The following is a 20,566-nucleotide window of genomic DNA, read 5'->3' as shown; positions in this document are numbered from 1 at the left end:
GTGCCTTGCCCGATGAAAATTGCGCAATCAAGCCATGCTGCCAGTGAAACCCGCTCCCTCGTAACGCTTTTGCCCGACTAATTCCCAAAGACGGGAAGACTAATCAGATCATTAATCGTGACGAACACCATAAGGCCAAGCACAAGTGCCATGCCGGCGCGAAACGCCACTTCCTGACCACGGGCACTTACCGGCTTACGGCGGACTGCTTCAGCCGCGTAGAAAACCAGATGCCCACCGTCCAAAGCCGGAATTGGCAGGAGGTTGATGAATGCTAAGTTAAGCGAGATGAGCGCGGCAAATTCGATGAAGGCAAGCAATCCCAAAGAAAGCCACTCGCCAGAATATTTTGCGATTTTGATCGGCCCGCCCAGCTCTTTTACAGAACGTTCGCCGGTGATGATTTGGCCAAGGCCGGTAAGCATCATGTCCATCATGCCGATAGTGCGCTCGACCGCGAGCCCTGCACTGGTAAGCGGGCCCTGCCGGACAAAATCATATTCTACCGCAGCCGGCATCACTCCGATGAGGCCAATGCGCGAGACATTGCCAAACTCATCCTCTTGCTCAACGCTGCGGACGGTAATCGGCACGGTTTGCTGAGCGCCGTCACGCTCGATCGTGAATTGTAACTCGCGGCCCGGATAGATCAGCACTTCCTCGCGCAGATCCGCAAATTCGGTCAGCTCCCGTTCGCCCACAGCAACAATCTTGTCGCCGACTTGCAAACCAGCCTCGCGCGCCGCGCTTTCCTCAGAAAACTCGCCAATGGTCAGCTGCTGATCCGCATCAATCGCAGTTGGCTTACCCAGAAACATAAAGAAAGCGGCAAAAATAGCCAATGTTATGAGGAGGTTCGCGAAAGGTCCTGCGAAAACTATTAAGGCGCGCTTACCGAGGGATGCCCGATGAAAACTGCCATTGCCCGGCTCATCATCATCCTGCTCAAGCGCCTCAGGATCCGGCATGCTCGCGGGGTTCATATCGCCCTTGAACTGAACATAGCCGCCCAGCGGAATCGCGGAGAGTTTCCAACGCGTGCCGCGTTTATCTGTCCACCCAATCAACTCTTTACCAAAACCGACTGAGAATGCTTCTGCGCCGACGCCAAACCAGCGCCCGACCAGATAATGGCCCAGCTCATGCAGCGTGACCAGCGGTCCCAATAGCAATGGGAAACCAACCACATAATACACCCATAAGGGAAGCGAACCGTCCAACTTATTGTATCTCCACCAGTGCCCGCGTCCGCGCGCGCATTTCTGCGTCTAAAGCAAGGACGTCTTCGAGGCTAGTCAGGGGCGCCGCGTGGTCGCAGCCCGCCATGATGTCCTCGACTATTGCCGGAATGCGGCTGAACCCAATCTGACCGTTTAGGAAGGACTCCACGGCGATCTCGTTCGCTGCGTTGAGCGTCGCGGGCATTGCGCCGCCCGCCTCCGCCGCCTCCCGCGCCAAGCGTGTGGCGGGAAAGCGCTCCTCGTCAGGTGCTTCGAAGCTCAACGTGCCAATCGCGGCCAGATCAAGCGGCGCCATTGGCGTTTCCATGCGCGCCGGATACGCAAGACATGAGGCAATCGGCACGCGCATGTCGGAAGGCCCGAGCTGCGCGAGCGTCGATCCATCGCGATATTCGACCATGGAATGAATGACGCTTTGCGGATGAACGACAATGCGGATTTTATCGAGTCCGACCGGAAAAAGGTAATAGGCTTCAATAAGTTCAAGGCCTTTATTGAACATCGTCGCACTATCGACACTGATTTTCGCACCCATCGACCAGTTAGGGTGCGCGATCGCTTCAGCAGGCGTCGCCTTGGCAAGCTGCTCGGTCGACCATGTGCGCAAGGGGCCGCCGCTTGCGGTGAGCGTTATGCTGCGCACTTCGTCGATATCATTGCCCGCAAGGCATTGAAAAATAGCGTTGTGCTCTGAGTCCGTTGGCAGAAGGGTCGCGCCATGCTTTGCCGCCGCTGACATCAGGATTTCGCCAGCTGACACCAGCGCCTCTTTATTGGCAAGCGCGAGCGAACCGCCCCGCTGCACCGCTGCCATTACGGGCGCAAGGCCAGCACAACCAACAATTGCCGCGACTGTCATATCGGCGGGGCGCTGCGCCGCTTCGATCAGCGCGGTTTGTCCGCCCGCCGTCTTAATGCCTGTGCCTGCCAAAGCCTCTTGCAATGCAGGCAGACAGCTTTCATCGCCGACCACCGCCAGCTTCGCGCGAACGTCCTTGGCCATTTGCGCGAGCTCACACGCGCTGCAATTGGCGGTCAGCGCCTCGACCTGCCATGCCTCAGGCTCGCGCTTGATCAGATCAAGTGTCTGCTCGCCAACCGAGCCGGTTGCGCCGAGGATGGTGACAGAGCGGGTCATGCCGGGTGCAGCTGCCACAAGAGACCTGAGGCGATTGCCACCGGCAGCAGTCCATCCACACGGTCAAAGACGCCGCCGTGTCCGGGAATGAGGTTGGATGAGTCTTTCATATCCGCTTTGCGCTTAAGCCAGCTTTCAAAGAAATCACCCATCTGCGCGAGCACCGCTAGCGCCGCGCCAATCGCGAAAGCGATGACCAGCATAGGGCGCAGGCTCCAATCGCCGGTGTTCCAAATGAAGGTGCCCGCAAGAAAAAGACCTGCCGCTAGCATCCCGCCACAGAGCCCCGCCCACGTCTTCGATGGACTGATCGCGGGGGCAATCTTGGGGCCGCCAATACCGCGGCCAGAAAAATACGCCCCAACGTCGGTCGCGACTACGATCAGTACCGGGTAAATTACCAGCGGTATGTCGAACACCGACAGGCTATAGGCGGCATAGAGAATGTAACCGAAGCCAAGCAGCGCGCCGATGAGACGCAGCGGCCAGCTTTGCGTGGCCCGCAAGACCAGCCGCACAAACTCCCAGGTACACACTGCCGCAATGAGCGTGATCAGGCCATCAACCCACTGGTCGCCCATCCAAACGGCGAAGGCAGCCACTGCGAGCATAACAAGCGCCGACGCCACGCGAACCGGCAGATCGCTTTTCTTGGCCGGAGCCGCCGCCCCCTCAGCGCCCGCCATAGCGACGCTCCCGCTTGGCGAAATCATCCAGCGCGTTCTGCAAGTGCTCCGGTGTAAAGTCCGGCCACAGCACATCAACAAAACTCATTTCCGCATAAGCGCATTGCCACAGCAGGAAGTTCGAGAGGCGCACTTCGCCGCTGGTGCGGATCAGCAGATCAAGCGGCGGCAGGTCGCTGGTGTAAAGGTGCCGCTCAAGCGCGCTTTCAGAAATCTCGCCCTGCTCCGCCGCCAGCGTTGCCGCGCGGACAATCTCTTGCTGCGCACCATAATTCAGGGCGACCGCAAGAATGCGCGAGCCGCCAGAAGTCTTTTCAAGCGCATCCTCGATCATTTCTACGATATCAGGTGCAAATGCCTTATAATCGCCGATAATCTTGAGCTTCACATCATTGGCGACAAACTCTTCAAGATCCGTCTTGATGAATTTGCGAAGCAAGCCCATCAGATGATCAACCTCATCCTCTGGTCGCTTCCAATTCTCCGAAGAGAACGCATAAAGCGTCAGGCATTCGATCCCCATAGGCTCAGTCGCACGGACGAGCTTGCGCACCGCCTCAACCCCGCGCTGATGACCCAGCGCACGCGGAAGCCCGCGCTTTTTTGCCCAGCGCCCATTGCCATCCATAATGATGGCGACGTGCCGCGCGCGGGAAGTCTCGACTGTCACTGTTTGGCCCTTGCGCCCCGCCCTATTGGGTCAGGATTTCCTTTTCCTTATTCGCAGCGGCCTCATCGGCATCAGCCACAAACTTGTCCGTCGCCTTCTGGACTTCTTCCTCCAGCCGCTTGCGATCGTCCTCGGAAATCTCTTTCTTCTTCTCGTCTTCCTTCAGCGCTTCCATGCCGTCGCGGCGCACATTGCGGATCGCGATCTTGGCATTCTCAGCGTAAGTCCCAGCCAGCTTGGCCAGCTCCTTGCGGCGTTCTTCGGTGAGATCGGGCATAGGCAGGCGCACAGTCTGTCCATCGGTCATCGGGTTCAGGCCGAGATTGGCCTTAGTGATGCCCTTCTCAACCGCGCTCACGTTGCTCTTGTCCCACACCTGCACAGCGAGCATGCGCGGCTCCGGCGCAGAGACGGTCGCGACCTGCGCGAGCGGCATCATTGCGCCGTAAACTTCGCACACCACTGGGTCGAGGAGGCTAGTGTTCGCGCGGCCTGTGCGCAGACCGCCAAGGTCGCTTTTCAGCGCTTCAACAGCGCCCTTCATCCGGCGTTCGATATCGGCCTTGTCATATTTAGCCATGGCTTGATTTCCCTCTCAATTATCGTTGTGAACGACGGTCTGCACACCGTCGCCAGCCAGAACCCGCGCCACATTGCCCCGTTCGCGGATCGAAAAGACCACAATGGGAATGCTGTTCTCGCGGCATAGTGCAACGGCGGTTGCATCCATCACTTTCAGATTATCGGCCAGCACCCGGTCATAGCTGATCGCATCAAACCGCTCGGCCGCCGCATTATGCTTAGGGTCGCTGTCATAGACACCGTCAACGCTTGTGCCCTTAAGCAGAGCGTCGCAATTCATCTCCGCCGCCCGCAAAGCCGCACCCGTGTCCGTCGTAAAGAACGGATTGCCCGTGCCAGCCGCGAAGATAACGATCCGCCCCTTCTCCAGGTGGCGCTCTGCGCGGCGGCGAATGTAAGGCTCGCACACGCTGCTCATTGGGATGGCGGATTGCACGCGCGTCTGTACGCCCAGCTGCTCCAGCGCATTCTGCATCGCGAGCGCATTCATGACCGTGGCCAGCATGCCCATGTAATCGCCGGTTGTCCGGTCCAGCCCCTTGGCTGCCCCTGAAATCCCGCGAAAAATATTGCCGCCACCGATCACGAGGCAAACCTCAAGGCCGGTTTCCTTGGCTGCCTTCACTTCTTCGGCAAGACGCGCGACATATTCAGGATCAATGCCGTATTCCTGATTGCCCATCAGCACCTCGCCCGACAGCTTGAGGAGGATACGTTTATAGTTCTTGATGGGCATAAAAGGACCGGCTCACACAAAGCTAAAATTCTGCGCTGATCCTTAGACAGGATTGCTCGCCCGCGCAAAGCCAAAGCTGTGTAGATTTACATCACATCTCATAGATGGTGTGCCCAAAACAAAAGCCGCCCGATCCTGCGGTAGGACCGAGCGGCTCGTTTAGCGTTGTATGTCGCAAGATGCGTTACCCAGCGACAGCTGCGGCAACCTCTGCGGCAAAGTCTTCTTCCTTCTTCTCGATGCCTTCACCGAGTTGGAAGCGAACATAGTCGGTCAGCGCAACTGAACCGCCATTGTCTTTGCCGAACTTCGCGACAACGTCTTCAACCGAAGACTTGTTGTCCATCACGAACATCTGGCTGAGCAGAGCGTTCTCTTTGGCGAACTTCTTGATCGCGCCTTCGACCATCTTTTCCTGCACATTTTCAGGCTTGCCGCTTTCGGCTGCCTTTTCCTGCGCGATGGCGCGCTCACGCTCAATCACGTCCGCATCAAGACCCTCGGCGTTAAGCGCCTGCGGGAACATGGAGGCGATGTGCATCGCAAGCTGCTTGCCAAATGGCTCAAGCACGTCTGCGCCAAGGTCGCTTTCGAGGGCCACCAGAACGCCGATCTTGCCGAGGCCCGTTGCCGCTGCGTTGTGAACATAAGACACAACTGCACCGCTGCCCACAGAGACAGTCTTCATCCGGCGAATCTGCTGATTCTCGCCAATCGTGGCGATGTTATCAGTCAGCTTGTCAGCCACGCTGCCGCCATCGGGATAGCCCGCAGCTTTGAGCGCTTCGACGTCGTCGCCGTCCACACCCAGCGCGGTTTCAGTCGTCTTGCGTACAAAATCCTGGAACTGGTCGTTCTTGGCAACGAAGTCCGTTTCCGAGTTCACTTCAACAGCAACGCCTTTGGTGCCCTCAACAGCAACACCGACCAGACCTTCCGCCGCAGTACGGCTGGACTTTTTCTGAGCGGTTGCGAGGCCCTTGGCGCGCAATGCGTCAACAGCAGCCTCAATATCGCCGCCAGCCTCAGTAAGGGCCTTCTTGGCGTCCATCATTCCTGCGCCGGTTTTCTCGCGCAGAGCTTTAATATCGGCGACGGTGAAATCAGCCATGATATATATCCTTTATGTGTTCTCAAATTGCGGCGCCGGACCGCCATATGGGCAGTCAGCGCGCTAGATTGTGATCATGTCAGCCGCGTGACGCCATTATCGCGATAGCGGCCGACACAAATCAAACGAAGATCAGCCCTCAGCTGCTGCCTCAACAGGTGGCTCGTCCATTGTGCCAACTTCTGAACCAGCCATTTTGGCTTTGCCAGCGCCTGCTGCTTCGCTGATCGCGTCGCAATAAAGGCGCACTGCGCGGCTTGCATCATCATTGCCCGGTACAGGGAATGCAATGCCGGTTGGGTCCGTGTTGGTGTCGAGAACCGCAACCACTGGGATGCCCAATACGTTGGCCTCTTTAATGGCGAGGTCTTCCTTGTTCGCATCAATCACGAACATGACATCAGGCACACCGCCCATGTCGCGAATACCACCAAGCGAGAGTTCCAGCTTGTCACGCTCACGCGTTAGCTGAAGAACTTCTTTCTTGGTCAGGCCAGAAGTCTCACCGCCCAGCTGCTCTTCAAGGGTCTTGAGGCGCTTGATCGATTGGCTGATCGTTTTCCAGTTGGTCAGCATGCCGCCGAGCCAACGGTGGTTCACGAAGTGCTGGCCAGAGGCCCGCGCTGCTTCGGCAACGGCGTCTTGCGCCTGACGCTTAGTACCAACGAACAAAACCTTGCCACCAGAGGCGACGGTTTGCGACACAAAGTCGAGCGCGCGCGCCATCAATGGCACGGTTTGCGACAGGTCAATGATGTGGATGCCGCTGCGCGCGCCGAAGATATACGGCTTCATACGCGGGTTCCAACGGTGGGTTTGGTGGCCGAAATGTGCGCCGGCCTCGATCAATTGCTGCATCGTGACGGTAGGAGCCGCCATAGATAATTCCTTTCCGGTTGTTCCTCTGGAAGGCTGGAACCTGCGGTGCGGCTGAGATTGCTCTCGTCCCGCGTGCAGGCACCGGTATGTGATGCCTTCCATGTGAATTTGTCTGCGCCGTGATCAGCCCTTTCAGGCGAATCTCATCGCGGACTGCGCGCCATTAGCCGCCGTCGCCTCAGAAATCCAGCATCAAATTTTCAAGAAAATACGCCCGTTCGTCAAAAACTGCTTGACGCAATAGAACAAAACGTGAACATTGTAACCAATCACGGCGCAATCACGTATTGGCCACTGAATTACAAGCTTTTGCCCCGACTGCCAAGGTAGTTGGCAAAATCGGAAAGATGAGAACATTATGATTATGTCGCTTCTCACCACTGGATTGATCATTGTGATGGCGCTTGCGAGCGTGGCTATTCTTTGGGACAGCGGCCTGCGCTGGAATTCAGCCCTCAAGCAGCTGAAACGCCAGCTTAAGGAATTGGATGAGCCAGCTATGAAACTGCGACCACAGACTTCGGGGCGCTTTAGTAAGGCCTCTGTGACGTACAGCTTCACAAAAAGCGTTAAGCGGCCAGTCGCCGCTTAATGCGGGCATATTTGAGCAACCCGTATGGGATCAGCACGAAGTAGCCAACGCTGATCGTGATCAAGGTCCACCACGGTTCGAGCAGCAGCCCGCCGCCAAAGACCACGCCGATAAGCGCAATCAACTCTAGCCTGACCCCGCGCCTTGGGCGAAGCGCCCCCCAGCTGAGCGTGGCGATGTTGGAAATCATCAATATTCCGATTAGACCAAGCCACAATCCGACAAAGAGCGGATCACGCAGCGATTCCTCACCAGTCTCAATCCAGAGATAGATCGGCAAAAACGACAGACCAGCGGCAACAGGCGCAGGAATGCCGGTCAAGAAGCCCGCAGATTTATGCGGCTGCTCATCAAGGTCTATCTGAGCATTGAACCGAGCCAGCCGCAAAGCGCAGCAAATCGCAAAGGCGAGCGCTGCAAACCAGCCGAGGCGCGGCGTATCAGCCAAAGCCCACAGATAGACAATTACGGCAGGCGCTGTTCCGAATGAAAGCGAATCGGCTAAGCTATCAAGCTCTGCACCGAAGCGCGATTGCGCATTGAGCAGCCGGGCAATGCGGCCATCAAACCCGTCAAGCACACCAGCGATCACAACCGCCAACGCAGCGGCAGCCCAATCGCCCGAAATGGCGAAACGTATGCCGGTCAATCCAGCGCAGAGAGCCGCAGCAGTAATTGCGTTAGGAACAAATGCCCGAAGGCTAAGCGCGCGCGGGTTTTTGGGCGCTACACCATATTCTTCATCTTCAGCTGCTTTAGGCCCAACCCGCGCCCGGCCATTTCCTTCACCAGGGCCACCAGAGCTCGGGCCATCCGGGCCAGAGCTCATTGCGAAACGCCCTCAATAAGTTTCTGCGTTCCAATCTCGGCGAGCACAGTCTCGCCTGCGACGATCCGCTGTCCCAAGAGCACGTTGGAATCGGTCCCCGCAGGAAGGTAAACATCCACCCGGCTACCGAACCGGATCAGGCCTACCCGCTGGCCCGCGCCAACCGTATCGCCGGTCTTCACAAACGGTACAATCCGCCGCGCGATAAGCCCAGAGATCTGCGTAAAGCCAATCTTGGTTCCATCAGCTCGCTCGATCAAAATATGCTGCCGCTCGTTTTCTTCGCTGGCCTTATCAAGCCCAGCATCGAGAAACTTGCCCGGAATATAAACGAGACGCCGAATGATACCGGCAATTGGCGCTCGGTTAATATGCACGTCGAAGACGCTCATAAAGATCGAGATGCGTGTAACCGGGCCATCGGGCAGACCAATCTCACCGCTTCCATCATCAATCCGCATTTCTTCGGGCGGCTCGACCTGCGTGATGAGGGAAACCAAACCATCTGCGGGGGCGACAATCGCGCGCTCATCATGCGGAACAACACGTTCCGGGTCGCGGAAGAACGCAAATACGCCCAGCGACAAGACCATAATCGGCCAGCCGACCCAGCCCCATCCCAGTAAGAATGTGAGAGCCAGAGAGATGCCAACCGTGATCAGACCAAACTTGCGGCCTTCGGGGTGAATTGCGGGCCACGACCAGGCGACATCGCCTGTGCCCTTATTGTCTAGGAGTTCGCCTGCCATAATCGCCACTTAAGGACGCGGGCCCCTCCCCGCAAGCCATACGCCGCTGTTTCAGGCGGTCTTTTGGACGAATACGCAGCCCGCTGAATAGCCCGCGCCAAAGCTGCAGATCAATCCGACATCCTCTGCGGCAAGGTCTGCCGAGTGCAGATGGAACGCAATGATCGAGCCAGCGCTTGAGGTATTGCCGTAGGTATCTAGCACTGTCGGGCTCTCATCGTCATTGGCCTCATGACCAAGAACCTTGTGTGCAATCAAACGGTTCATGCCCGCATTTGCCTGATGCAGCCACATTCGGCGCAAGCTTTCAGGATCAATCGAAAGCCGGTCCGCCTCATCAAGGATCATCTGCGCGACCATCGGCACGACTTCCTTGAAAACCTTGCGACCTTCTTGAACGAACAGCTTGTCTGCCGTCCCCTCTGTCTCTGGAACAGCGCGATTGAGGAAACCAAAATTGTTGCGGATATTGTTGGAAAAGACCGTTTTGAGCTTGGTCCCAAGGATATTCCAATGCTCCGTCGGTGCAACAGCCGCATCTTCCACCAGTACCGCCGTTGCAACATCGCCGAAGATAAAGTGGCTGTCCCGGTCGCGCCAGTTCAGGTGCCCGCTGGTTATCTCGGGGCTCACCACCAGCACGCTTTTCGCGTTGCCCGCGCGGATATAGTCCGCAGCGGTCTGGATACCGAAAGTCGCGGAAGAACACGCGACATTCATATCAAAGCCGAAGCCATCAATGCCAAGCGCTTGCTGGATCTCGACTGCCATCGCCGGATAGGCACGCTCCATATTAGAAGCCGCGCACAGCACTGCATCAACATCGGCGACATCGCGCCCGGCCCGCTCCAGCGCTTGCCGGCATGCCTTGACGCCAATCTCAGCCATCATCGAAAGCTCGTCATTACTGCGCTCGTCCCAGCGCGGCGACATGATCTCAGGGTCAAGCACTGGCGCCTTGCTCATCACATGACGCGCCTTGATACCGCTCGCCTTCTCGATGAATTCAACTGAGCTTGGCTGCAGAGCCTCTACCTCACCAGCGGCAATGGCGTCGCTGTGGCGCTCATTATGCAGCGCGACAAAGCGATTAAAGCTGTCGACCAGCTCTTCATTGGTAATGCTGTCTGAGGGCGTGAACAGCCCTGTGGCGGCGATGACGGGTTGGCCAGTAAGTTCCATAAGGCCCAATTAGGCATGCCGCTTCGCGCGGGCAAGGACCTAATTTTGAAGCATGAGGCAAGTGGTGGACAGGATAGGATTCGAACCTATGTACGCTTGCGCGGGCAGATTTACAGTCTGCTGCCTTTAACCACTCGGCCACCTGTCCACTTGGCTTGCATTTGGTGCATAAGGAGAAGCGTTCTTAGCGAAGCTCCAATTGCCGAGACGCGCCCTTTGGCGAAGCGACGCTTGCCTGTCAATGGCCGTGCTGGCAGGAGGCGGCTGCATAGCGCTGGAGTTTATGTTCTAATGGCCAAATCAGATCGCAAGAAGGCTCTTCGCGGGCGTGCCGGACGCATGAAAGGCGGGCGCGGTAGCGGCAGGGCAAGCGCAGGCCAGGTGCGACTATGGGGCCGTCACGCGGTCGAGGCTGCGCTTAAAAACCCCGATCGGCAGCACTTTAAATTGTCTGCCACACGCGAAGGCGTCGCGTCGCTGGACGGCGAATTGCCCGAGGGTTTTCCGGTCGTCTATGCCGATGTAGCCGACCTTGGCCGCCTCGTCGCAAAGGATGCTCCGCATCAAGGGCTGGTGCTGGAATGCGCGCCGCTGGAGAACATATTTCTCGACGAAGTACTGAGCGCTGAGCCGAACCGGCCACTGCTGGTACTCGACCAAGTAACCGACCCGCACAATGTCGGCGCAATCCTACGCTCGGCATCTGCGTTCAATGCGGCCGCCATCGTCACGCAAGATCGTCATTCCCCGCCCGAAGGAGGTGTCATAGGCAAGTCTGCATCCGGCGCGCTGGAGACGGTGCCTTGGGTGCGCGTGGTCAATCTCGCCCGCGCGCTCGAAGATATGGCAGAGGCTGGCTATTGGCGCATTGGCCTTGCCGGCGAGGCTAAGGACACCTTGGCGCAGGCTCTTCCGGCAGGTCCCGTTGCGCTCGTGCTTGGCGCAGAAGGCCCTGGAATGCGTCAGAACATCGGCGGGCACTGCGACGCTCTCGCCAAATTACCGATCAGCAGCGCGATAGAGAGTTTAAACGTATCCAACGCCGCTGCTATTGCTTTATACGCGGTCGCAACGCGCTAAAAACGCGTATCATCATAAAGGAAACTCTCGATGAGCAACAGAATCCTGAGCCTTCTATTACCACTTCTTCTGACCGGTTGCCTGCTTTCGCCGGGCAAGTTCACGAGCGAGCTTGTGCTGTTAGAGGATGACCAATTCACGTTCAGCTATCAGGGCGAGATCCAGATGCTTGCGCTGACTGATCTTGCACAAATGGAGGCGAAAAAGCGCACGGAGTTTACGGCAACCCCTTGCTATGATGACGAAACCTATGAGGACCGCGAGTGCACTGACGACGAGCTCGAGAAGCAGAAAACTGACTGGGAAGAATTGCAGGCAGCAAATGCCTCCAGAAGAAATCGCGAAGCCGAACAAATGAGAGCGGTTCTCGGCGGTATCGACCCGACTGACCCTGATGCGGCTAACGAGTTCGCCTCAAAGCTTGAGCGGCAACGCAATTGGAAGAGCGTCGAATATAAGGGCAACGGGCTGGTTGAAGTCGACTATTCGGTTTCTGGCAAACTCATAAACGACTTCACTTTCCCAGTGATTGAGCAAATGCAGACAACTCTTCCGTTTATGACCGTCATTTTGCGCGACAAGGGTCAGGTCCGCATCGAAGCGCCGGGCTACGCAGCGCAAGAGGGCGGCGATCCCATGGCGGCCATGCTCGGCGGAGGGATGGGACTTTCCGCATTGATGCTCGCAGAAGCCTCTGAAGAAGGCGAAGACCTTAGCCTCACCGCACCTGAGGGCACATTCCGGATCGTCACCAATGGCCGGATATTGGCCAACAACACCGATGAGGGACCATCTAAAGAAGGTCGCCGTGAAGTGCTCACTTGGGAGATCACGCCCCGTACAAAAACGGCACCGATGGCGCTAATCGGGTTCGAGTAGACCTCGATCATTCGCGCACAAGGAAAAGGCCGCGCTTGGACATCAAGCCAAGCGCGGCCTTTCAATTTGCGTCGTTCAAAAAGGCGCTGCAAATATGCGCGTCAGTTTACCGCGTCTTTTAGCCCTTTACCGGCTTTAAACTTAGGCTGGTTAGAAGCCTTGATTGCCATTGGCTCACCAGTTCGCGGGTTGCGCCCTGTAGATGCCTTGCGCCGCGCGATCGAGAATGTACCGAAACCAACCAATCGTACATCATCACCTTTCGACAATGAGGTAGTAATCGAGTCAAACACGCCTTCCACGGCGCTTGCTGCATCACTTTTGGACAGACCGCTGGCATCAGCGACTGAATTGATCAGTTCGTTCTTATTCATTCCCGGGAACCCCCATACTGCTTATGTTATTTAGCGTCTCTGCACACCACAGCGAGACGCTACCACGAAAGCGCGCAGAATGGCCTCGGAAGGCGTCACCTGTCAAAGACAAACAGCAGCGACCAATGCAATTTGGCGCAAAAATTGACCGCATCTTGCAAAATCGCGTGGTAAACGGCGCCAATGAGATCACGTCTTATGAGTTTTGCAAGTTAGTCAGAGCCTTGCGCGCGCCCGATTCGCTGCGTTGCAACATGGCACCACTGGCAGAAACCGATTCACGAAAAGCAGATCAGTGCGCGGTTGCCGACGCTCCCGGGCCACTCTTGTCAGCACCCGGCTGACTGGCCAGATCATCGGCTTCAGTCCACTCAATTGCCTCTGGCGCTTTGGTGAGGGCGTGCTCAAGAACCGCATCAACATGAGCGACGGGGATGATCTCCAACCCCTCTTTCACATTGTCAGGAATCTCGGCCAAATCCTTCACATTTTCTTCCGGGATGAGCACGGTCTTGATACCGCCGCGTAATGCCGCCAGCAGTTTCTCTTTAAGCCCGCCAATCGCTAGCACGCGGCCACGCAAGGTCACCTCGCCCGTCATCGCAACATCGGGACGCACTGGAATGCCGCCAAGCGTTGAAACGATGGACGTCACCATGCCGACACCGGCGCTAGGTCCATCCTTTGGCACGGCGCCTTCGGGCAGGTGAATGTGGATGTTCTTGCGCTGAAAGATGCTTGGTTTGATACCGTAAGCAGGCGCACGAGCCTTAACAAAGCTGAATGCCGCAGCGACGGATTCGGTCATGACCTCGCCGAGCTTACCGGTGGTTTTAACCTCGCCTTTGCCGGGCGTTGTGACGCTTTCGATCGTGAGTAATTCACCGCCAACTTCGGTCCAAGCAAGACCAGTCACAGCGCCAATCTGCGCCTCATCCTCGCTCATGCCGTGCTTGAATTTCCGCACGCCCGCAAAGTCAGAAAGGTTGTCCGGCGTAATTACTACACCTTCCGTTTCGCCTTCTAGGATCTGGCGCAGGCTCTTGCGCGCGAGCCGAGCGATCTCGCGCTCAAGCGTCCGCACACCGGCCTCGCGCGTGTAGTAACGTATGAGGTCACGCAAGCCGCCTTCAGTCAGCTCAAACTCGCCTTGTTTGAGGCCATGGGTCTTGATTTGCTTGGGCAGCAAATGCCGCGTCGCGATCTCAACCTTCTCATCCTCAGTATACCCCTCCAGCCGGATGATCTCCATCCGGTCAAGCAGCGGCTGAGGAAGGTTCAGGCTGTTCGCGGTGCAAACGAACATGACATCGGACAGGTCAATATCGAGCTCTAGATAGTGATCCTGGAACTTGCTGTTCTGCTCCGGATCGAGCACTTCGAGCAGCGCCGATGCGGGATCACCCCGGAAATCCTGACCCAACTTGTCAATCTCGTCGAGCAGGAATAGCGGATTAGATTTGCCCGCCTTCTTCAAATTGGTGACGATCTTACCAGGCAGCGAACCGATGTATGTGCGGCGGTGACCGCGGATCTCCGCCTCATCGCGCACACCGCCCAATGACTGGCGCACAAATTCGCGGCCCGTAGCCCGCGCAATCGACTTGCCGAGCGAGGTCTTGCCGACACCCGGAGGGCCAACGAGGCATAGGATGGGCCCCTTAAGCTTGTTTGTGCGGGTCTGAACCGCAAGATATTCAACAATCCGATCTTTGACTTTCTCAAGGCCGTAATGGTCCGCATCAAGCACGTCTTGTGCTTGCTTCAAATCCTTCTTGAGCCTGCTCTTCTGGCCCCATGGTAAGGCCAGCAGCACATCGAGATAATTGCGAATGACAGTCGCCTCGGCGCTCATCGGCTGCATTGCCTTGAGCTTTTTCAGCTCAGCTTCGGCCTTGGTCTTTGCTTCTTTTGAAAGCTTGGTCTTGCCAATCTTCTCAGTTAGCTCGGCAATCTCATTGCCACCGTCTTCATCATCGCCGCCCAGCTCGCTCTGGATCGCCTTCATTTGCTCATTGAGGTAATATTCGCGCTGGGTCTTTTCCATCTGGCGCTTCACGCGGCCACGGATCTTGCGCTCGACCTGAAGCACGGACAGCTCGCCCTCCATAAAGGACATCACCATCTCAAGCCGTTTGAGCGGATCCGCTTCAGCAAGTAACAGCTGCTTATCCGAAACCTTCGCGCCGATCGCTGCGGCAATTGCATCGGCCAAATCGCCTGCGTCATCAATCTCGCCGAGATCATCGATGGATTCGTCGCCGATCTTCTTATTGAGCTTCGCATAGTCACCGAACTGCTCAATCACCTGACGCATCATTGCGGTGACTTCATTGCCAGATGCCGTGACAGGTTCAGAGAAATGAACTTCCGCGACTACATGGCCATCCACATCAATGAGTTTGTCGAGCGTTGCGCGCGCAGCGCCTTCCACCAGAACGCGCACGGTTCCATCGGGTAGTTTGAGCATTTGCAGGACCTGCGCAACAACGCCCATGTCATAGAGGTCGTCGCGCACCGGATCATCGCAGCCCGGGTCAAGCTGAGATAGCAGGAAGATATCCTTACTGCCCTTCATCGCCGCCTCTAGCGCAGCGACAGACTTATCGCGCCCCACAAACAGCGGCACAACCATGCCGGGGAAAACCACGATATCGCGCAGAGGAAGAAGCGGGAAAGAAGTGCTCATGAATATAATGTCCGTTGCGACCCGCGAAGGATCGCGGTGCCTTTTCTGCGATAGGATATGGGTAGCCCTAGGCGCTCTCGCAATGGGCATTTCAAACAAGCTGTGGATGTGCTGCGCAAAGCCGATTTAGCCTATTTGCGGCCGCACCGATGCGAGCGCGCGTTTTTCAAACACATCACTGATCTCAGATCCGTTCCAGACATAGCCCAAATGCAGCGTTTGACGGCACCGGCTTAGCAAGCGCGGGCGAAAAACGGCGGCACATTCGCCGCCATCATGCCGCACACTATTGTAGAGCACCCCGTCGGAGCCTTCCGCGCGCAATTGCTGAGCAAACCTCTGCGACGCGGCGTAGCTTTCGGGGTCATAAAGCTCTGGATTGCTCTCTGTTGCCCCGCGAACATCGTGCAGCTCTGCGGAGAGGTCGGCTGCATAAACCCGCATATCAACGGTCTGCGCCGGCTCATCAGTTGCGGCCAGAAACGCCGCGCGGTGGAAGCGGGTTTCCGCAATAGCAGTATCAAGCTCAAGCGCGCAGTAAAACGCGCCAAACATGCTGGTTGAGAAGCGCGCACCATCGGGCGCGATATGCGTGAAAGCCGCCATAATCGCAGAGCTTCCGGGGCCAGAAACGCGGTCTTCCGGCGGGACAAGCGAAATGTCACCCACCTCATCTCGCAAACGCTGATTAGTCATCGCCTCGATTTGGAAGACTGCTTCCAGATCAGCCGGATCCGCGACCTTTTCGAACAGATCAATCGGCGGAAAGCGGCTGGGTATGATGCGGTAGGCGGGCGTCCAATCGGTCTGCGTCAGCGGGATCTGCGTCTCCGAAGTCACTTACCCGCGCTGGCCATCGACATATTGCCGCACCAGAAACAGGTCCGACACATTACCAGACATCATCCGATCCAGCGCGGAAGCACCAGCAAACAAAGCCGCATCATTGGGCTTGCGCACCCAATCATCCGCACTGCTCGGCAGCAGGATTTGCAGCCCCTTGTAAATGCCAAGGACATACGAAATTCGCTCAAGCGCATCCTTGGACAGCGCCGACACCTTGCCCCGCTTCCAGCTTTGCAGGGTTGAGCGGCTATCAATCCCAAGGATACGCATTTGCTCGAATTCTTTCAGACCCCAAGCCTTGGCGATGTTGAAAAACGTCCGCAGCGCAGGCCCCGTCAAATCGCGGCGCGACATCTGTGCGCCCGGATCAGGGGCGCTGTTACGTTTTGCTGCAATCTGTGTGGCCATAATCAACTCCTGACGAGAATATGTGTATTTTCTGCACAAATGTCAAGATTTGGTCCTTTTTGAGGCAAATTAGCCCATTCCCGGCAGATTGAAGCCCGGAGGCAGTCCCATACCGCCCTGAATGCGCTCCATTTCTTCTGCAGACTTACGATCCGCCTTGTCGCGCGCATCGTTAAACGCGGCCGTGACCAGATCTTCTACCATCTGCTTTTCTTCCGGCTTCATCAGGCTTTCATCGATCTCAACTTTGAGGATGCGTCCTTTCGCTGTCGCGCGAACCTTGACCAGTCCGCCACCAGCGGACCCCTCAACCTCGATTTGATCGAGCTTCACCTGAACATCGTTCATTTGCGTTTGAATTGTCTGCGCCGCTTCCTGAGCGGCCTGAAGCATTTCTTCCATCGATTTCATGTGCTTATTCTCCGTAATTTATCCCGCCCGGCGTTTTCGGGGCGCCAGGTCAGCAACTTCTTTTGCATCCAGAATTTCCGCATCCGGAAAGGCCTCTAGCGCGGCTTTCACCATCGGATGTTCGCGCATGGCTGCCTCTGCCTCGGCTTTGACCATTTCATCACGCTCAGCCAGTGAGCCCGCATTTCCGCCCTCACTCTCATCCAGTGCCTCAAGCAGCCAACGCTCACCAGTCGCCGCCAGCAAGGCATCGCGAATTATCGGCGCGATCTCATCCTTATATTTCGCCGCACGGGTATATTTCAACACGCCTGATTCAATCGCAATAGGCCGGATTTGCAGCTGCATAATGCTGGCTGCGAGATGATTGCCGCCGGTCTGGACTTTATCGACAAGATCTTCCCAACCCGGCGCAGGAGCAGCTTGAAGAGCCTGCGGTGCAGGCGCCGAAGCATCACTGCTCGCGGGCGCGTTTCTTGGTGCAGGAGGCTGCGCCGCAATCTGCTCCAACTGCTTCACCAGCACGCCGGGATCGGGCATGTCATTGGCGTGCATCACCCGCAGCAAAGCCATTCGCGCCGAGACCAGCGGATCGGGTGCAAGACGGACCTCCTCATGCCCCTTGAGCAGCAATTGCCACAGCCGGTGTAATTGCGGCGCTGACAAGCGCTGCGCCCAATCGGTCAGCTGCTCGCGCTCCTCCGCGCTCGTCCCATCGGCCTCGCTCTGACTGATTTGAGCGACAGTGATCCGGTGCACCAAATCCATCTGCGCGCGCATCACCGCCAGCGGCTCTACGCCGAGTGCATATTGATCATCGAGCGCGCTCAGAAGCGCCGCTGCCTCGCCATCGAGCACAGACCCAAGCAAGGCGCGCTGCGCGCCTTTATCAGCCAGGCCCAGCATATCGCGAACACGCGCTGCATCAACGCGGCTCTTGCCTTCTGGTCCCTCTCCATCAAGATCCGCATGCGCAATCGCCTGATCGAGAATCGACAAACCATCGCGGACAGAACCCTCAGCAGCGTTAGCGATAATCCGGAGCGCTTCCTCGTCAGCCTCAACCTGTTCGAGCCCGCAAATTTTGCCAAAATGTGTCCGCAGCAATTCCGCGGGAATACGCCGTAAATCAAACCGCTGCGTCCGGCTGAGGACAGTAACCGGCAGCTTCTCAACTTCCGTGGTCGCGAACAGGAATTTCACATGCGCAGGCGGCTCTTCCAGCGTCTTGAGCAGCGCGTTAAACGCATTGCGCGAGAGCATGTGGACCTCATCAATGATGTAAATTTTATAGCGCGCGCTAACGGCGGCATAACGCACAGCCTCAATAATTTCGCGTACATCATCGACGCCGGTGTGGCTCGCGGCATCCATCTCAATTACGTCGATATGGCGCCCCTCGGCAATCGCGACGCAGGCCTCGCACACTCCGCATGGATCAATCGTGGGACCGCCTTCACCATCGGGGCCAACGCAGTTCAGCGCCTTCGCAATCAGCCGCGCTGTCGAGGTTTTGCCGACCCCGCGAACGCCGGTCATCAGGAAAGCATGGGCCAGCCGGTCGCGCTCAATCGCATTGGCGAGCGTGCGCACCATCGGCTCCTGCCCGATCAGTTCGGAAAAGGTCTGCGGTCGATATTTCCGCGCGAGTACGCGGTAAGGCTGATTGCTTTGCGCAGATTGTAGAGGTGACGTTGGCGCAGGTGTAGGCGTTGTCGCGTCAGCAGACGCGGCAGGTTCTCGCTCTGCTGGAGTTGGAGCTTCAGCCTCCACTTCAGGTTCCGGCTCGGGATCACCAAACATTGAGTTCTGCCCAGCCGCCTCTAGCTCCGCCGCGCTAGGCTGTGCTTCGGCCTGTTCGCCAGCGCCTTGCTCCTCCCAAGGAAGAGCATTCGTATCTTCTGGCACCGCTCTGGGGCCCGTATTTTCTGGTGAATCGCCCATGACGGTATTGGTACGCGCTGGCGGCGCATTTGTCATGATTCACTTAGTGGAAAGATGAACGACTATCCGAAACTGTGCCTACAGCTTCAATGACAGGATCGTTGAGGCAAATGAACTCCACGCAATCGTTACCTGTAGTTAGGAGGTATGTTGGCGCTTCACCATTCATAAAACTAGACAAACTCCTCTGCAGCTCACTACCTACCAGACGCATCGAACACTTGCCTACGTCGTCTGGCCAGTCATCAATTTGCTCGAGATCGCGTTCGTCATGGATGCGCACCGTGTCAGCGTCGGCTGAGACTCGATAAACTGTTTGATCCTCCTCACTAAATACGAGGATTTCGGTATCGCTTTCGTCTGTGAACTCAGAAAAGTCGTAGTGTGGCCCCTTATTGTAGATGACCCAAGGACATGAGGGGTAGGTCACCTTCAATAGATGTACCTTATCTGGGTCTGAATTCTCGAAAGGGGTTTTCCATCGGCGAGCAATGATTCGATTTTTCTCAGTCATCGAGCCAATGATAAGGAGCCGAGCGACCCGCCGCAATTCACCTGGGCTGCTTCCTTCCGGACCTGACCCGGTGAGCGAACGCAAACGTCCACCCGACTCCCGCTGGGCCATATGGGAGCCTTGCAACCAATTGGCAAGATGCCTGATTTACTTTAGGCCTTGCCCATCAATTTCTACTGTGAGTGCCGCATCTATGAAACGCCGTTTTGATCTCTCATTATCTGCACTTTGCGCAGCATGCCTCGCCGCGGCGCCGCTTTCAGCGCAAGAACAGACGCGCGAACCGGTCCAATGGGAATTTGGCAGCAACGCGAGCGAATGGAGCCATGATGGCGAGTGCGACGATCCGCGCTTTACCGGCAAAGGCATGGCCGCCGCTCTCGTTACTGACAATATCGGCCGCGATGCCAGCGACTGCCGGAAAGCGTTTGATAGCGACCAAATCGCGCTTCATCCCATGTTTGCCGAACCGAGCGATACGGCCTCGATCGACTATGGCGATAACAGATCGACTTTTGCCAATGACGGGGCTTGTGACGACATCCGCTTCACGGGCGATTATGCTTCGGAAATGGTCTATCTGGTCGACGACATCGGCCATGATGCAAGCGATTGCCGCGCGGCCGTGAAAAGCGGCGAGGCCCGATGGCAGGGAGGCAAGGTCAACCTTGAGCATGGCGTTACGATCGACGATATAATCGGCGAAGAAGCGGGTGCCTCAGACAATACTGGCTAAGACGACAAACTACCGGAAATTATCCGCATATGCTTGGAGCTTTAGGGTCTTGGTCGGCGCAGCATGAACGCGCGCCGCAATGCCGTGCTTCGCTGCATACGCCTTGGCCGCATCCTTATCCGGGAACGTCAAACTAACCTGAGCTTGCGTGTCGCCGCTGCCAGTCCAGCCCATCAATGGGTCAGGCTTGCGCGCTTCGGATTGCTCAAATTCGAGCACCCACTCGTCACTGCGGGCCTTGCCAGATTGCATTGCGCTGATTGGTCGTTGGAAAATACGTGCTGCCATAA

General features: G+C 57.0%; 23 protein-coding genes, 1 tRNA gene and 1 other RNA gene. 4 read left to right on the top strand and 21 right to left on the bottom strand.

The features are described from left to right. Positions 1 to 77: 77 nt before the first annotated feature. The 8 genes from rseP to rpsB form a co-directional block, all read right to left on the bottom strand. Positions 78 to 1,220 carry an RIP metalloprotease RseP gene (gene rseP / locus ACFCXQ_RS08995; protein ID WP_379549841.1) on the bottom strand — a complete coding sequence of 381 codons (1,143 nt, stop codon included), beginning with the start codon at positions 1,218 to 1,220 and terminating at the stop codon, positions 78 to 80. Between the two features lies 1 nt (position 1,221). Beyond that, the gene (gene dxr / locus ACFCXQ_RS08990; RefSeq protein ID WP_379549839.1) at positions 1,222 to 2,379 is read right to left on the bottom strand and encodes a 1-deoxy-D-xylulose-5-phosphate reductoisomerase; all 1,158 of its coding nucleotides are present in this window, start codon (positions 2,377 to 2,379) and stop codon (positions 1,222 to 1,224) included. Continuing rightward, a complete protein-coding gene (locus ACFCXQ_RS08985) occupies positions 2,376 to 3,065 on the bottom strand; it encodes a phosphatidate cytidylyltransferase (RefSeq protein WP_379549837.1) in 690 nt (229 codons plus the stop codon). Before ACFCXQ_RS08985 ends, dxr begins: the two co-directional genes overlap by 4 nt. Further along, on the bottom strand, positions 3,052 to 3,693 hold the full coding sequence (uppS, locus tag ACFCXQ_RS08980; protein ID WP_379554614.1) for a polyprenyl diphosphate synthase: 642 nt from the start codon (positions 3,691 to 3,693) through the stop codon (positions 3,052 to 3,054). The genes ACFCXQ_RS08985 and uppS overlap by 14 nt, the downstream gene beginning before the upstream one ends. A gap of 64 nt (positions 3,694 to 3,757) precedes the next feature. Continuing rightward, positions 3,758 to 4,315, bottom strand: coding sequence for a ribosome recycling factor (gene frr / locus ACFCXQ_RS08975; RefSeq protein WP_379549835.1), 558 nt, complete (start codon positions 4,313 to 4,315; stop codon positions 3,758 to 3,760). A gap of 15 nt (positions 4,316 to 4,330) precedes the next feature. After that, complete coding sequence (gene pyrH, locus ACFCXQ_RS08970; protein ID WP_379549833.1) at positions 4,331 to 5,053, bottom strand: UMP kinase; 723 nt, start codon at positions 5,051 to 5,053, stop codon at positions 4,331 to 4,333. Between the two features lie 184 nt (positions 5,054 to 5,237). Then, entirely contained in the window at positions 5,238 to 6,164 is a 927-nt protein-coding gene (tsf, locus tag ACFCXQ_RS08965; RefSeq protein WP_379549832.1) for a translation elongation factor Ts, read from the bottom strand. Between the two features lie 132 nt (positions 6,165 to 6,296). After that, a complete protein-coding gene (rpsB, locus tag ACFCXQ_RS08960; protein WP_379549830.1) occupies positions 6,297 to 7,043 on the bottom strand; it encodes a 30S ribosomal protein S2 in 747 nt (248 codons plus the stop codon). A 358-nt stretch (positions 7,044 to 7,401) separates the two neighbouring features. On the opposite strand from rpsB, the gene ACFCXQ_RS08955 reads away from it, so the two are divergent. Further along, positions 7,402 to 7,635, top strand: coding sequence for a hypothetical protein (locus ACFCXQ_RS08955; RefSeq protein ID WP_379549828.1), 234 nt, complete (start codon positions 7,402 to 7,404; stop codon positions 7,633 to 7,635). Here the strand turns inward: ACFCXQ_RS08955 and ACFCXQ_RS08950 are convergent. The 4 genes from ACFCXQ_RS08950 to ACFCXQ_RS08935 form a co-directional block, all read right to left on the bottom strand. Then, positions 7,613 to 8,464 carry a CDP-alcohol phosphatidyltransferase family protein gene (locus ACFCXQ_RS08950; RefSeq protein WP_379549826.1) on the bottom strand — a complete coding sequence of 284 codons (852 nt, stop codon included), beginning with the start codon at positions 8,462 to 8,464 and terminating at the stop codon, positions 7,613 to 7,615. The genes ACFCXQ_RS08955 and ACFCXQ_RS08950 overlap by 23 nt on opposite strands. Then, complete coding sequence (locus tag ACFCXQ_RS08945; protein WP_379549824.1) at positions 8,461 to 9,213, bottom strand: phosphatidylserine decarboxylase; 753 nt, start codon at positions 9,211 to 9,213, stop codon at positions 8,461 to 8,463. The genes ACFCXQ_RS08950 and ACFCXQ_RS08945 overlap by 4 nt, the downstream gene beginning before the upstream one ends. A gap of 51 nt (positions 9,214 to 9,264) precedes the next feature. Beyond that, positions 9,265 to 10,395: a beta-ketoacyl-ACP synthase III gene (locus ACFCXQ_RS08940; RefSeq protein ID WP_379549822.1), complete on the bottom strand. Its 1,131-nt coding sequence runs from the start codon at positions 10,393 to 10,395 to the stop codon at positions 9,265 to 9,267. Between the two features lie 62 nt (positions 10,396 to 10,457). After that, positions 10,458 to 10,543 (bottom strand) — tRNA-Tyr (locus ACFCXQ_RS08935). A 143-nt stretch (positions 10,544 to 10,686) separates the two neighbouring features. On the opposite strand from ACFCXQ_RS08935, the gene rlmB reads away from it, so the two are divergent. Both rlmB and ACFCXQ_RS08925 read left to right on the top strand, forming a co-directional pair. Then, positions 10,687 to 11,475, top strand: coding sequence for a 23S rRNA (guanosine(2251)-2'-O)-methyltransferase RlmB (gene rlmB / locus ACFCXQ_RS08930; protein ID WP_379549821.1), 789 nt, complete (start codon positions 10,687 to 10,689; stop codon positions 11,473 to 11,475). A 30-nt stretch (positions 11,476 to 11,505) separates the two neighbouring features. Further along, positions 11,506 to 12,354, top strand: coding sequence for a hypothetical protein (locus tag ACFCXQ_RS08925; protein ID WP_379549819.1), 849 nt, complete (start codon positions 11,506 to 11,508; stop codon positions 12,352 to 12,354). A gap of 101 nt (positions 12,355 to 12,455) precedes the next feature. On the opposite strand, the gene ACFCXQ_RS08920 is transcribed toward ACFCXQ_RS08925, so the two are convergent. The 8 genes from ACFCXQ_RS08920 to ffs form a co-directional block, all read right to left on the bottom strand. Next, positions 12,456 to 12,728 carry an HU family DNA-binding protein gene (locus ACFCXQ_RS08920; protein WP_379549817.1) on the bottom strand — a complete coding sequence of 91 codons (273 nt, stop codon included), beginning with the start codon at positions 12,726 to 12,728 and terminating at the stop codon, positions 12,456 to 12,458. Positions 12,729 to 13,020: 292 nt separating this feature from the next. Continuing rightward, complete coding sequence (lon, locus tag ACFCXQ_RS08915; RefSeq protein ID WP_379549815.1) at positions 13,021 to 15,417, bottom strand: endopeptidase La; 2,397 nt, start codon at positions 15,415 to 15,417, stop codon at positions 13,021 to 13,023. A gap of 126 nt (positions 15,418 to 15,543) precedes the next feature. Next, complete coding sequence (locus ACFCXQ_RS08910) at positions 15,544 to 16,257, bottom strand: RES family NAD+ phosphorylase (RefSeq protein ID WP_379549813.1); 714 nt, start codon at positions 16,255 to 16,257, stop codon at positions 15,544 to 15,546. Beyond that, the gene (locus ACFCXQ_RS08905; RefSeq protein ID WP_379549811.1) at positions 16,258 to 16,671 is read right to left on the bottom strand and encodes an antitoxin Xre-like helix-turn-helix domain-containing protein; all 414 of its coding nucleotides are present in this window, start codon (positions 16,669 to 16,671) and stop codon (positions 16,258 to 16,260) included. Between the two features lie 69 nt (positions 16,672 to 16,740). Beyond that, positions 16,741 to 17,082 (bottom strand): YbaB/EbfC family nucleoid-associated protein, encoded by a 342-nt coding sequence (locus ACFCXQ_RS08900; RefSeq protein ID WP_379549809.1) that lies wholly within the window; start codon positions 17,080 to 17,082, stop codon positions 16,741 to 16,743. 18 nt (positions 17,083 to 17,100) lie between these two features. Next, positions 17,101 to 19,062: a DNA polymerase III subunit gamma/tau gene (locus tag ACFCXQ_RS08895; RefSeq protein WP_379549807.1), complete on the bottom strand. Its 1,962-nt coding sequence runs from the start codon at positions 19,060 to 19,062 to the stop codon at positions 17,101 to 17,103. A gap of 7 nt (positions 19,063 to 19,069) precedes the next feature. Continuing rightward, a complete protein-coding gene (locus ACFCXQ_RS08890) occupies positions 19,070 to 19,540 on the bottom strand; it encodes a hypothetical protein (protein WP_379549805.1) in 471 nt (156 codons plus the stop codon). 8 nt (positions 19,541 to 19,548) lie between these two features. Further along, positions 19,549 to 19,643, bottom strand: an RNA gene (gene ffs, locus ACFCXQ_RS08885) — signal recognition particle sRNA small type. A 90-nt stretch (positions 19,644 to 19,733) separates the two neighbouring features. On the opposite strand from ffs, the gene ACFCXQ_RS08880 reads away from it, so the two are divergent. Then, a complete protein-coding gene (locus ACFCXQ_RS08880) occupies positions 19,734 to 20,276 on the top strand; it encodes a hypothetical protein (RefSeq protein WP_379549804.1) in 543 nt (180 codons plus the stop codon). A gap of 9 nt (positions 20,277 to 20,285) precedes the next feature. Here ACFCXQ_RS08880 and ACFCXQ_RS08875 read toward each other — a convergent pair whose 3' ends face one another. Beyond that, positions 20,286 to 20,564 (bottom strand): NADH dehydrogenase ubiquinone Fe-S protein 4, encoded by a 279-nt coding sequence (locus ACFCXQ_RS08875; RefSeq protein ID WP_379549802.1) that lies wholly within the window; start codon positions 20,562 to 20,564, stop codon positions 20,286 to 20,288. Positions 20,565 to 20,566 lie beyond the last annotated feature (2 nt).

Origin of the sequence: Qipengyuania rhodophyticola, from assembly GCF_042493225.1 — a bacterium.
Taxonomy (GTDB): Bacteria; Pseudomonadota; Alphaproteobacteria; order Sphingomonadales; family Sphingomonadaceae; genus Erythrobacter.
This window is presented reverse-complemented; position numbering and strand designations above follow the sequence as displayed.

Excerpts from the sequence above, each read along its gene's own strand:
- ACFCXQ_RS08985 (WP_379549837.1), bottom strand. The coding sequence starts at position 3,065 with ATGGCGGGCGCTGAGGGGGCGGCGGCTCCGGCCAAGAAAAGCGATCTG.
- ACFCXQ_RS08880 (WP_379549804.1), top strand. The coding sequence starts at position 19,734 with ATGAAACGCCGTTTTGATCTCTCATTATCTGCACTTTGCGCAGCATGC.
- rpsB (WP_379549830.1), bottom strand. The coding sequence starts at position 7,043 with ATGGCGGCTCCTACCGTCACGATGCAGCAATTGATCGAGGCCGGCGCA.
- frr (WP_379549835.1), bottom strand. The coding sequence starts at position 4,315 with ATGGCTAAATATGACAAGGCCGATATCGAACGCCGGATGAAGGGCGCT.
- rlmB (WP_379549821.1), top strand. The coding sequence starts at position 10,687 with ATGGCCAAATCAGATCGCAAGAAGGCTCTTCGCGGGCGTGCCGGACGC.
- ACFCXQ_RS08875 (WP_379549802.1), bottom strand. The coding sequence starts at position 20,564 with ATGGCAGCACGTATTTTCCAACGACCAATCAGCGCAATGCAATCTGGC.
- dxr (WP_379549839.1), bottom strand. The coding sequence starts at position 2,379 with ATGACCCGCTCTGTCACCATCCTCGGCGCAACCGGCTCGGTTGGCGAG.
- pyrH (WP_379549833.1), bottom strand. The coding sequence starts at position 5,053 with ATGCCCATCAAGAACTATAAACGTATCCTCCTCAAGCTGTCGGGCGAG.
- lon (WP_379549815.1), bottom strand. The coding sequence starts at position 15,417 with ATGAGCACTTCTTTCCCGCTTCTTCCTCTGCGCGATATCGTGGTTTTC.
- ACFCXQ_RS08905 (WP_379549811.1), bottom strand. The coding sequence starts at position 16,671 with ATGGCCACACAGATTGCAGCAAAACGTAACAGCGCCCCTGATCCGGGC.
- tsf (WP_379549832.1), bottom strand. The coding sequence starts at position 6,164 with ATGGCTGATTTCACCGTCGCCGATATTAAAGCTCTGCGCGAGAAAACC.
- ACFCXQ_RS08945 (WP_379549824.1), bottom strand. The coding sequence starts at position 9,213 with ATGGCAGGCGAACTCCTAGACAATAAGGGCACAGGCGATGTCGCCTGG.
- ACFCXQ_RS08925 (WP_379549819.1), top strand. The coding sequence starts at position 11,506 with ATGAGCAACAGAATCCTGAGCCTTCTATTACCACTTCTTCTGACCGGT.
- ACFCXQ_RS08940 (WP_379549822.1), bottom strand. The coding sequence starts at position 10,395 with ATGGAACTTACTGGCCAACCCGTCATCGCCGCCACAGGGCTGTTCACG.
- ACFCXQ_RS08950 (WP_379549826.1), bottom strand. The coding sequence starts at position 8,464 with ATGAGCTCTGGCCCGGATGGCCCGAGCTCTGGTGGCCCTGGTGAAGGA.
- uppS (WP_379554614.1), bottom strand. The coding sequence starts at position 3,693 with ATGGATGGCAATGGGCGCTGGGCAAAAAAGCGCGGGCTTCCGCGTGCG.
- ACFCXQ_RS08900 (WP_379549809.1), bottom strand. The coding sequence starts at position 17,082 with ATGAAATCGATGGAAGAAATGCTTCAGGCCGCTCAGGAAGCGGCGCAG.
- ACFCXQ_RS08920 (WP_379549817.1), bottom strand. The coding sequence starts at position 12,728 with ATGAATAAGAACGAACTGATCAATTCAGTCGCTGATGCCAGCGGTCTG.
- ACFCXQ_RS08895 (WP_379549807.1), bottom strand. The coding sequence starts at position 19,062 with ATGACAAATGCGCCGCCAGCGCGTACCAATACCGTCATGGGCGATTCA.
- ACFCXQ_RS08890 (WP_379549805.1), bottom strand. The coding sequence starts at position 19,540 with ATGACTGAGAAAAATCGAATCATTGCTCGCCGATGGAAAACCCCTTTC.
- ACFCXQ_RS08955 (WP_379549828.1), top strand. The coding sequence starts at position 7,402 with ATGATTATGTCGCTTCTCACCACTGGATTGATCATTGTGATGGCGCTT.